The following is a 12,140-nucleotide window of genomic DNA, read 5'->3' on the forward strand; positions in this document are numbered from 1 at the left end:
TTTTATATACTCATTTTCACTCCAACTGTATACGTAGCCGAACGAGGATAGGCAGAATAGTCAAAGCCCCGTGTCATAGACGAATTACGTGTAGACACTTCCGGATCATAACCGCTATATTTAGTCCACGTTATCAAGTCTTGTCCACTGAGATAGATACGGAAAGACTTAATTCCGCTTTTCTTTAACCATTTAGACGGGAAATTGTACCCCAGCTGTATCGTTTTCAAGCGTAGAACAGAAGCATCTTCCACTTCACGGTTCGTATTGAATCCCGGCTCGTAAAAGCCGCGGGTAGGCGCCCACAAATAATTGGTATAGTTACCTTCCGTTACGGTTCCGTCAGCGTTCACCGTACGAGGAGTCCAATGGTTCACAGCAGTAGCCAACTGATTAGTATGCCCACCTCTAAGTTCCTCAAGCAGTTTCCGGTTATAATTAATCAAATCGTTACCGTAAGACCACTGAAAAAATACGCTGAGGTCAAACCCGCGGTATTCGAAGGTATTAGTAAATCCACCTATATGTATTGGTAAGCCATGGCCAATAATAGTACGATCATCAGTTGTAATCTTACCATCTCCGTTAATATCTTTCAATTTAGGATCTCCCGGGCGGATTTCACTCCTTTTGCGTCCATTATCCGGAATCCCTTGTTTTAAGACAAATACATTAGGCGCTATTTCATTAAAGTCCTCATATTGATAAATCCCATCAAAAACATATCCGTACATTTCCGACAACGGATGTCCTACTTTAGCGATATACATATCACGTAATTCAGGATAGCGAATACCCACTACACGGCTTAATTGTCCGTTGGAAAGAGCGGTAACTTCATTTTTATTGAAAGAGATATTAAAGCTCGTAGTCCATTTCAACCTGTTCTTTCCACCTTTTAGGTTCACTGTGCTAATATTGAATTCCATTCCGGTATTACGTACACTACCAACATTCTGTTGTACACGTTCATAACCGATGGATGGCGGGGTATCCGCATAGAGCAAAAGGTCTTTCGTATCTTTCAGATACCAGTCTACCACGGCATTGATACGATTATTAAAGAACCCCAAATCAATACCAATATTAGTTTGATAAGTAGATTCCCATTTCAAGTCACGGTTTGCTAATTGTTTGGGATAAATGGCAGGATTCATCACACCGCCAAAAGCGTAATTCTCATTACCTGCATAGAGTAAATGCGAAGGATAATTCACTTCTGTTCCATTATTGCCTGTGATACCCCAGCCAACTCTCAACTTCAGATTAGACAACCATTTTCGTGATTTCTTCATAAATTTCTCTTCTGAAACTCTCCAAGCACCAGAAACGGAAGGGAAATATCCCCATTTATGATATATCAGACGAGAAGAACCGTCTGCACGAATTGTTCCGGTAAAAAGGTAACGAGATTTCCAATCATAGTTGGCACGAGCAAAGAACGACATCATATGCTGTTCTGTTTTTTCAGCCATTGTACGCTTGGCTGTACCTTGGTCAATGCCCCACAAGCCTAATTCTTCCCAAGGTACCAACGAGGATGAACCTCCTAAGCGTTGATACTGGTTTCCCGAGAGGGAAGCTCCCAACATTCCCATGATATTATGTCCCTTTTTATTAGTCCGATAGGTCAGTGTATAATCATTTGACCAATTGTTGTACTCTGTATAATTAAAACTCCCGTTTTGTTTATCCGGTTGATACTGCTCATCCCCCCAATAAGTATTGGAATTATTAAAAGAATAGCTGCGAATAATACTCGAGTTAAGAGAACCGGTTGCTCTGAATTCTAAATTCTTTGTAATCTTCCAATTAAAGTAAGCATTCATGTTCAAAGAACGATTTACATTTTCATTCTCCTCATTTTGAACAGTCTTCACCGGATTGTAGCGATAATCATTAGCACCGCTGATATTCGGGTCAAAAGCCTCATTTAACAAATCTTGGTCAACATTATAAGTCAAAGGACGATAACCCAAAATAGAATAGAACAAATAATGACTACATGACCATCCGCCATGGCTTTCTGAAGGATTGGCCCCTTGAGTCTTATTATTAGAGTAATTGACAGTAGTACCTATAGTCACATTTTTAGATAGTTGCTGATCCAACGTCACACGAGCACGAAAACTATTATACTGAGAACGGGTCAATGTTCCCTTTTGGTAAAAATAAGAAGCACTAGCGCTATATTTCGTACGTTGAGTACCACCACTCAAAGATACATGATGACTGGTATAAGGAGCTCCATCCAGAAGAATATCCTGCCAATTATATGCTTTTCTGTTTTTATAGTCATCCAAACGCTGATAACGTCCCAAACTTTCATCATAACTTAAGTAAGTAGATTTTAAATACTGTTCGGAAGTTTCATCCAACTCTATCTGTAACTTTACAAAATCATAAGCATTCATCAATTTCAAAAATTGCGGTTCCGTCTGCCAAGAAAAATAACCGTCATAAGTCACAGTGGGCGGTGCTTCTTTTCCGCGTTTGGTTTTTACTATAATAACACCATTAGCACCACGAGCTCCATAAATAGCAGTTGCCGAAGCATCTTTCAAAACATCGATGGACTCTATGTCGTTGGGGTTATATGCAGCCAAATTAGGGTCGCTGGTAGGGAAGCCATCTATCACATAAAGGGGAGAACCATCGGAAGTATCTGATATAGTATTACTACCACGGATTACAATATTAGTACTTGCTCCGGGACGTCCGTCTGTGGACACTACTTGTACACCGGATATACGTCCTGCCAATGCCTGATCAAAAGAAGCGACAGCAGCCTTGGTCAAATCTTCCATATCTACTTTAGCCACAGAGCCTGTCAAATCACTCTTTTTGACAGAACCATAACCAATGGCTACCACCTCATCCAACATCATGGCATCTTCCTGTAATTCCACATTTATCTGTTTCTTACTACCTACCTTTATTTCTTGAGTAGTAAATCCTATAAAAGAAAACACAAGTACAGATGAGCGGTCAGGAACAGAAATATTATACCTGCCGTTGACATCGGTTACCGCTCCTATTTTATCTCCTTTCACACTAACGGTTACACCGGGCATCGGTGCCTGAGTCCCGTCAGTGACAATTCCACCGACGGAAAAAGTCTGAGCCCAGACAGCAGATATAGAAAAGACTAGTGCCAGTAAAACACATTGGCTTCTTCTCAAAATCATTTTTTTGTATTTTTCCATATTATTAAATAAGTAGATTTAATTCAATGCAAATGTCACGCTTCTTGTTTTTTAAAAGTTGTACTATCCGTACAATAGGCTTCACTATCCGTACAAATCGTACAATCCACTATAAATCAATACATATCACTAATCATCTTGCCGAAAAAACTCTCTTTCGAGTATTATCAGAGAGTATTTATAAATAAGTTTGCTTGCTCGACAACCCTATCAGCCGGAATATCCTTTAATTGATGTTCATCAAAGTTTCTTAAAATCCGCTCCAGCTTTGCCAGTTTCTTCACATCCCCATTCCGTTCCCATTCCTGCTTTAAAATACGTATTTTTTCATAGGCCTGTATACCCGAAAGCAAATTCTCAAAGCGCATGGAAGTCCTTCCGCCCGGATACAACAGATAGGTGTCACCTGCTCCCCATGAGTAAAAACGGCTGTCCAACAATGGTTCTATCGTCCAGCTGTTAAGCGCCCAACGGAGATAACCGTCAAGATTTTCCTTCGCAGCATACCATCCCAGCCATTCCGCTTCCGCCGGATTACTAAAAGTATAGGTGTTTGGATAAGACTCTTCACAGCAGGTGTAATAGGTGGTAATCTTACCTTCCGATCTGCGTTTACGTTTCAAACTCTCACTATACTTCATGCGCAGCGCTACGCAATAATCGTCCAACTCGTCCGACAGCTCATCATGTAAAGCTCCCGCCAAAGAAACTTTAAAATCAGCATCAGCTTCACGAATAATGGAAAGCGCTTCCTGCATGTCCTTCATCGGGCGCTCATCCATGGCTATATGCGTAATATCAAACCATCCCTTGCTTTTCAGATGAGCGGCAAAGTCTTTCAACATCCCTAGCCAAAAATCACGGTACACCTGCTCACCCGGTTTCGCGTGCAATTCTTTCAACGAATTGGTGGCTTGATCGTAGTATTGGAACGAAAGTCTCCAAGGAATCATAGAATAGCATCCTATAGCCCGAGTCACTCCCATAGAACGCATAAATTCCACCCAGCGGTCGAACACTGTATAATCGTACATCCATGTGCCATCCACCCGCTTCATCCAAGTCACCATTGTTTCAAACGGGTCGTAAGTCTGCGCATTCCACGGCTGGTGGATAATAGAAGCGGTAACTACTTTTCCCCCGGCATCGGCATAAGGCTTGAGCTCCTTTTTCAGTAAGGCAAAGTGCTCTTTGCTCCAGGGTTGCACACCATAATAACGTGCCACGGCAAACGGATTTTGCCATAAATCAAGATGAAATGCCCATTGCGCCGGCGCCGGCAATGTGTGGTTCAACACCTGCAATTCCAGCTTCAGCCGTCCTATCACTTCTGTCCCGTTCTTCAGAGTCACATCCGATTTATAGGTTCCTGCAAGCGCATCTCGCGGTATACGGATACCTACCCAGTATCCTTGTGAAGTCTTTGCTGCCACAGGCAAGGATAAAGCCAAATGGTCTATCGGGTCTGCCACTAGCGTAGAGTCATATCGCGAGGCATCCGGACGATCGCCGCACGTGCCTGCTTTATGATGATTTAGTTCATCGGTCATTACATAGCGCACAAAACCTTTCAGTATGCAGTCCGAAGATATTTCATATTTACCCGACACATGTAACGGCGCCGTTATCTCCACCGATACATTCTCCAAATCCACGGCAGAAGCTATTACCAACTGCGCGGAAACTTTTTCTCCTTTCCAGCCTTTCAACTTCCCGGTTATATCTTTCGGAAGTTTCGCCTTGCTTTCTTTGGCATAGCGCACATATTTACTACCCCAGTTCACCGACACGCCGGACACTCCTCTCCATGTTTCATTATCGGTTGCCGCCGGATTGGGTAATTCCGAATAATATTCCACCGGAAAAGGGGGCTGACCTGTGATATGTCCCGAATGGGTCACTCCCATACGTTCCTGGCTATAACTATACTGAGCCAAACATAAACAAATGCCTGCTACAATCATTTTTCTGGTTTTCATTCTTATATGTTTTACGGTATTCATATATATTTTTTATTCATTGCTGTAAGTAAGGCGTATATTCAACGTGCCCGAAAGAACTTCGGCATCGCGATACGCATATCCTTTCTTACGGAAAACAAGAATATCTCCTTCGGAAGCTTCTACCATGAAAGCACCGTTACAATCGGTACATCCCACAAGTATACCATCGCTTTTTGTATAAATGTCGACGCCATGTACCAATGTCGCCTGAATATCCCGCACCACTCCGCGTACCTCTATCTTTTTACCAACCGACACGGTTTTCTTTTCCACAGGTACGGAACACTGTTTTTTCTCCCTGACTTCTTTTCCTATCCACAGTGTGTCGCGCAACAAAATGCGATCGGAAGCATTACCCAGTTGAAATTCAAAAGCACCGGGTTCTATCACTCGTTTTCCATCATTATCCGAAATGGCAAGTTCGCTCACAGGCAACGACAATTGAACCTCACTGCTTTCTCCCGCCTTAAGCCCCACCTTTTCGAAAGCCTTAAGCTGTTGTACAGGCATCACTACGGAACTGACCAAATCACGGACATAGAGTTGGACCACCTCTTTACCGGAACGGTTACCGACATTACGGAGCGTACATTTTACGTAAATGGAATCGTTCCTCAAAGAAGTATCAATGCCCTCAAACACGAAATCGGTGTAGCTGAGCCCGTGACCGAAACTCCATAAAGCCGCCGGCGAGGAGAATACATAGTCGCGTCCCGGTTCCGAATAGCTCCCCGGCTTCTTGTAAAAACCCTTGTCCGATGGCAGATGATTATAATATACCGGTAAATGTCCGGTACTTTGAGGGAAGGAGAAAGTGAGATGTCCCGAAGGATTAACGCGCCCGAACAGGATATCGGCAATCGAATTTCCTTCCTGTTCTCCTGCATACCATTGAGCAAGGATAGCCGGAATATGTTCCTTCTCCCAAGATAACACAAACGGTTTGCCACTGACCAATACCAACACCACCGGAGTACCTGTGGCATACACCGCTTTTATCAACCCGGACTGGGCACCGGCCAGTGTCAAATCATTCAGGTCAAATCCTTCCCCGCAATTGGTATTACTGTAATCGCGTGCCAACGAAGCACTGGAACTTCCCACAAAAAGTATGGCGACATCACTCTTACGGGCAGCTTCGACTGCCTTCGCTATCAAAGAAGTATCCGGCGACATCATATCACAGCCTTTGGCATAATGTACTTTGACCTTGTTTCCCACTAAACGGCGGATACCTTGTAGCGGTGTCACCCCGTCTTTATTGCTACGGCTCCATGTATAATCACCAAACTGTACTTGGTCGGCATTAGGACCAATCACGGCAACAGCATCCAGACGTTTCTCATCCAAAGGCAGTAATTTACCTTCATTCTTCAGCAACACCACAGACTCATCCGCTATCTCACGCGCCAAACGGACACTTTCCTCAGAATGTACTTTGCCTGCACGATATTTCTCACCAAAGGGGTCCTCAAACAATCCTGTTTCAAACTTGGCTGTCAGCACTCTGCGCACCGCCTCATCTATGTAGCTCACAGGCAGCCTCCCCTCCTTCACCGCCTGCTTCAAAGCCGGATAACACTCACTAGATGCTTCCACATCCAAACCGGCCATAAGAGCCTGCAAGGCACACTCTTCCGGACTGTTGGCCGTATGATGAAACGTTTGCAACATTTCAATAGCTCCCCAGTCGGAATAGACGTATCCCGTAAATCCCCACTGCTTACGTAGCACATCGGTCAGCAGATAATGAGATGCCGAATTAGGAATACGATTCCAAGAATTATAAGTAGACATCACCGCCTTCAAAGGTTGCGACTTTATTATCATTTCAAAAGGTTTCAGATAGATATCATGTAAATCGCGAACACCGCATTCCACAGATGCCAAGTTCAGTCCGCCCAACGGATTGCCATGCGGACCGAAATGTTTCAGCATGGGCGATATCCCTTGCTCCTGATATCCTTTGACCTCGGCGATACCAAACAATCCGCATAGAAAAGGGTCTTCACCATAGGATTCCTCCACACGTCCCCAACGCAAATCACGCACTACATCCACGCAAGGCGCCAATATCTGTTTCATACCCTGGGCATGAAGTTCACCGGCTATCATCTTTGCTTTCCGGTACGCCAAATCGGGATTAAAAGTGCTTCCCAAAGCAATGTTTTGCGGATAAATAGTGGAACCTTCGTGGGCTGAACCGTGCAAAGCCTCGGCCACATTGAAGCAAGGAATACGCAGCCGGGTATGATTGAGCATATATTCCTGTATCTTACGCATATTTTTCCGGCAATTCTCCCCTGTCAGGGGGAAACCTTCCACAAATCCCCAACATTTATCACCGACTACCTTTGCCAATTTATTCTCGTCCAGTTCTTGTCCGTTGAAAATATCCCAAGAATGAACATGACGGATTTGAGCTATCTTTTCGTCCAATGTCATCCGTTGTAACAGATCATCCACACGAACCTCCACCGGTAACGCTGCTTGTTGATAAGGCAGCTGCTGTGCTTGACAAACCGAGCTTACCAATAGAAATAGAAACACACTCACATCTTTTCGATATCTCTTCATAATATATCAGATAAAAAAGTTCATAAAACAACGCAAAGAGAGCCGTTTTTGTGAGAAAACAGCTCTCTTTGCGTTCACTTTATTGCACTGCGCGTACAATAAGTTCCGGTTCTCTTATTCAACAATCAAAAATCCGCTACGCTATCCTTTCGTCTGTCAGGTCTTGGTAAATAAAGGGAAGAAATAGGGATACAGGATAGCTCAGACCGGGAAAAAGGCAGTGTATCCCCTGTTTGAAAATCCATCTCCAGCCTAAAGATATATATCTTTAAGTTAGAGATGACGGTCTTCAGTTTAAAGATGTACATCTCCAGACTGAAGATAAACTTTATTTCCTGTTTCAGATAAGTTTTATCCCTGATTCAGGTTACTTCTTTCCTAACCCGAAGCAGCTTTCCTCCCAATAACTCTCTCCATCCTGTCTACCTTCCGCTTTTTCCCCTTCACATCGCCCTGCTCATACACTTTCACAGGTACAAGAAATATCTTTTTTACTACCGGAAGGAGCTGTCTACCGCAGATATCATTCCGAAAATCCGATTATCATTCAGGCTCCACACACATCTGCCTTGGGCATCCAGCTGAAATAACTGGGGCATATTCGACTTCGCCGCATCAGGGCTATGTCCTTGCCAATTGCATACATACAGTCCATCGCCGGATACTGGGCATAAGCCCGCAACAAAGAAAAGGCGTACGTTGTCAATATCGTTTTCGCCGAATTGAGCCAAAACCTCACCCGATCTCCAATCTATTTTCAACAGCCGATGACGGTCGCCACAAGCCACCCAACAACAATCGCCTTTCCCGTTCATTATTGTAAAAGGATTTCCCTCTACCCGTACTGTCCGCAACAATTCACCCTTTGGCGACACCTCACGTATCTCACCGGTTCCCATCAAAGGTAACAGGTAATTTCCACGCTTATTCTTATTCACTTGGCGAAATTGTGAATGTGTGTTCTCAATGCCTGTCTCATATTCTGTTTTTGACAAGATTTCTCCTTTCCTATCAACCTCTAACATAACGGCCGGATGTCCTGTCCACGCCAGCAAATAATTTCCGTCAGGCAGCACGCGTGCCGTCTGCATTTCACAACCTGCCGGCGCATTAATGCGCCACACCTCTTCATGATTCAGGCCTACTACTTTTGCACCACGGCGATAAGAAAACAATATATTTCCATCGGGAGTAAATGATACCGAATTACACTCCCAATGCATACTCAACGGATGTTCCCACTCTATGGTTTTGCTCTCTTTGTCCACTATCACAATCTTGTTCCAACCGGAACCGCTCAACAGCAGCTTTTCTTTCTTCTGCCCGGCGCACAAAGGCAAGGTGCACAATAGCAATACATATAACAGATAGTTTTTCATCATCTCTTTTTCTATTAAAAAAATCGGAAGCAGAAGTATCCTTTTCCGCTTCCGATATCCAGACATTCTATTAATTCCGTAGAATACTACTACTTTTTCGCCAAATCCCGATACATTTCAAAACCTTGCCCGGAAGTCAAACCCTGATGCACCACTGCATGTACAGCCTGAATCATTGCTGCAGGGGCATCGCTTTGGAACACGTTACGTCCCATATCCACGCCTGCCGCACCATCATTGATTGCTTTGTAGCATAATTCGAGCGCTTCTTTCTCGGGAAGTTTCTTTCCACCAGCTATCACGACCGGTACCGGACAAGCAGCGGCCACCTTTTCGAAACCTTCGCAATAGTAGGTTTTCACAATATTAGCACCGTTCTCTGCGGCAATACGTGTAGCCAGACCGAAGTAGCGGGCATCGCGAACCATTTGCTTACCGACTGCAGTAACTCCCATTACAGGTATGCCATAACGGCTTGCCTTATCCACGGCACGATAAAGATTTGCCACCGTTTTTGCTTCATGCTCTGCTTCGCCGATGGCCAACATCACTGCCATAGCGGATACATTAAGACGAATGGCATCTTCAATATCCATCAAAACATTATCATTCAAGGCAGTAAGTAATGATGTCCCTGCGTCAGAACGCAAACAGACTGGAATATTCATATTGGCAGGAATAACCGAACGCAATATACCACGAGTACACATCAAACAATCCGCATATTTTATCAAAGGCACGATGGAAAGGTCTATTCGTTCCAAGCCGGAAGTAGGCCCCATAATAAAACCATGGTCGCAAGCCAGCATTACTGATTTTCCTGTTTCAGGATTAAATATGCGCGACAAGCGGTCTTTCATTCCCCAAGATTGGTTCTCAGCCCCTTTTACGTGAAAGTTTGTTTGTACTTGCGCCATTCCCAAACCGAAATCGGCACCTTCTCTCAAATCATCTAAATCAGCCATATTCTTTTCAATTATTAATATCTTTGTTTAATTATCAAAAGCCTCTGCAAAAGAGGCAAACATACAACTCCATGAAGCCGCTCCGCTATCCATATAGCCGACAGAGCGTTCACCGTAATTACGGGCACGCCCAAAGTTCGCCTGCATTCCAACAGTGGCTTCCGCGCCTTTTACCGCCGCTTCGGCGCCGGTCTTAAACACTTCCGCCACATCGGACGACGCGCAACTTTCCATGGCTTCAACAGCCGGTACAAGCGCATCCATCATTGTTTTATCGCCTTTCCGGGCTTTGGTCTGCTTACATACATTAGCCAATCCGGCTGCAAACATAACCTTCACTTCGGCGGCCGAAAGTGCCGTACCCTCAACGGCATCACTCATTCCTAAAAAGAACGCACCCAGCAATGTACTGGTGGAACCGCTCACTTGAAGCATTACATCAAATCCCATACCATTCAGCATAGACTTGAATTCAGTCCCTTTACGGGAAGAAGCCACAATAGCGGCCATAGCCGCCACAATAGCCTGCCCATGATCACCGTCACCAATAACTGCATCCAATTTGGAAAATTCATCTTCACGAGCTTTGATATGAGCCAAAGCCGTTTCCAACATCTTTCTGAATTGCTCGATAGTCATCTTTTCCATGTGTCCGGGATTTATTTTCCAAAAGTCGTCCAATAGGGAGCTTCGGCGGGTTTATTATCCAAATAGTCAATATGATCTTCATCCGGCAAAGCCATAATCATCTGGAAGCCGGCCTGTTCCTGAACGGTAAGAATTTCCTGGATACGGCTGAATACAACCTGAAAACCGCGCTCCTCCAACTCCTTATATGCTTTGCGGAAAACAATATTCAATTCCATGTGAGTAGTAGAGCCCACACCGTTTATGATTAACATTACCTTGTCTCCCACAGCCGGTTTCAGTTGTTTGCACAGTAGGTCCACCATTTCGACCGCCGTATCATCAGCCGATACCAACGGCTTTTGACCGCCACCGCCTTCGCCGTGCTGCCCCATTCCGATTTCCATCATACCTTCCGGCAAATCGGAGATTACGGCACCGTTTTGCGGATGCGTACACGAGCGCATGGCCACAGCGAGTGTAGCCACCTTATTCGTGTAGCGGGTACCTATCTCCAACAATTCATCCAATGACTTACCTTCTTCAGAAGCCGCGCCCAAGATTTTGAATAAAGGTACGCAACCGGACAAACCGCGACGGTTATCGGCAGGCGCATTAATTCCGGCACTGATATCATCGTGTACCAACAGTTGCTTAACCTTGATACCTGTACGCTCTGCCAACTGGCAAGCCATATTGGCGCTCATGACATCACCCGAATGATTCAATACAACCAGCAGAATGCCCGCCTCACATTTCATCAGCTGCAGTGCTTGAAATACACGTTGCGCGCCGGGAGCGGCAAACACGTCACCGACGACGGAACAGTCCAACATACCGCGGCCTACAAAGCCACTCAATGCAGGTTCATGTCCGGAACCGCCTAAGGTAACAATAGCCACCTGTCCCTCTTTCTTTGGCTTTACACGTACTACAATATTCTCACTGGCAAGTTTTACATAATCACGATATGCCAATACGTAACCTTCCAACAACTCCGAAGTTATATTCTCAGGATCGTTTATAAATTTTGTTTTAATATTCGACATGATATTTTCTTTTTAATAGTTATTTCAATTCCATTATTTCAACTGCGATTCCTTCCTCTTCAATAAAGGCTATTGTAAGATGCTCATCACAGACAGCCGGACCGAAAATTACTTTCTTCCCTTTCAATTCTTCCGCCAATGACGGAACCGTGTAAGCTATATGTCCCTGTTTTTGTATCAACTCGGGCATGCAACTACCCTCTTCAAACTTCAGGAACTCTATCCGGTTGGGGCTTTTCGTGTAGTCGGTCAGCCACACGCTCAAACCTTCATTGTAAAAAGCATTGTCCTTCTTTTCTGTGACAACGATACCCACATGATTAAATGTTCTCAT

At 44.5% G+C, this 12,140-nt stretch carries 8 protein-coding genes; all 8 read right to left on the reverse strand.

From position 1 onward, the window contains the following. Positions 1 to 2 precede the first annotated feature (2 nt). The 8 genes from BUB52_RS11750 to BUB52_RS11785 all read right to left on the reverse strand — a co-directional run bounded on the left by BUB52_RS11750 (position 3) and on the right by BUB52_RS11785 (position 12,140). Complete coding sequence (locus BUB52_RS11750) at positions 3 to 3,206, reverse strand: SusC/RagA family TonB-linked outer membrane protein (protein WP_009120770.1); 3,204 nt, start codon at positions 3,204 to 3,206, stop codon at positions 3 to 5. Positions 3,207 to 3,373: 167 nt separating this feature from the next. Then, positions 3,374 to 5,185, reverse strand: a complete 1,812-nt coding sequence (locus tag BUB52_RS11755; protein WP_139259714.1) for a DUF4091 domain-containing protein — start codon at positions 5,183 to 5,185, stop codon at positions 3,374 to 3,376. 33 nt (positions 5,186 to 5,218) lie between these two features. Further along, positions 5,219 to 7,786 carry a glycoside hydrolase family 3 N-terminal domain-containing protein gene (locus BUB52_RS11760; RefSeq protein WP_009120768.1) on the reverse strand — a complete coding sequence of 856 codons (2,568 nt, stop codon included), beginning with the start codon at positions 7,784 to 7,786 and terminating at the stop codon, positions 5,219 to 5,221. 494 nt (positions 7,787 to 8,280) lie between these two features. Continuing rightward, positions 8,281 to 9,165: a beta-propeller domain-containing protein gene (locus BUB52_RS11765; RefSeq protein WP_039950281.1), complete on the reverse strand. Its 885-nt coding sequence runs from the start codon at positions 9,163 to 9,165 to the stop codon at positions 8,281 to 8,283. Between the two features lie 89 nt (positions 9,166 to 9,254). Continuing rightward, complete coding sequence (gene lsrF, locus BUB52_RS11770) at positions 9,255 to 10,130, reverse strand: 3-hydroxy-5-phosphonooxypentane-2,4-dione thiolase (RefSeq protein ID WP_009120766.1); 876 nt, start codon at positions 10,128 to 10,130, stop codon at positions 9,255 to 9,257. A gap of 27 nt (positions 10,131 to 10,157) precedes the next feature. Next, complete coding sequence (locus BUB52_RS11775) at positions 10,158 to 10,778, reverse strand: DAK2 domain-containing protein (protein WP_009120765.1); 621 nt, start codon at positions 10,776 to 10,778, stop codon at positions 10,158 to 10,160. Between the two features lie 11 nt (positions 10,779 to 10,789). Beyond that, entirely contained in the window at positions 10,790 to 11,806 is a 1,017-nt protein-coding gene (locus tag BUB52_RS11780; protein WP_009120764.1) for a dihydroxyacetone kinase subunit DhaK, read from the reverse strand. Between the two features lie 19 nt (positions 11,807 to 11,825). Then, positions 11,826 to 12,140 (reverse strand): hypothetical protein, encoded by a 315-nt coding sequence (locus BUB52_RS11785; protein WP_009120763.1) that lies wholly within the window; start codon positions 12,138 to 12,140, stop codon positions 11,826 to 11,828.

Origin of the sequence: Bacteroides clarus YIT 12056, assembly GCF_900129655.1 — a bacterium.
GTDB lineage: Bacteria > Bacteroidota > Bacteroidia > Bacteroidales > Bacteroidaceae > Bacteroides > Bacteroides clarus.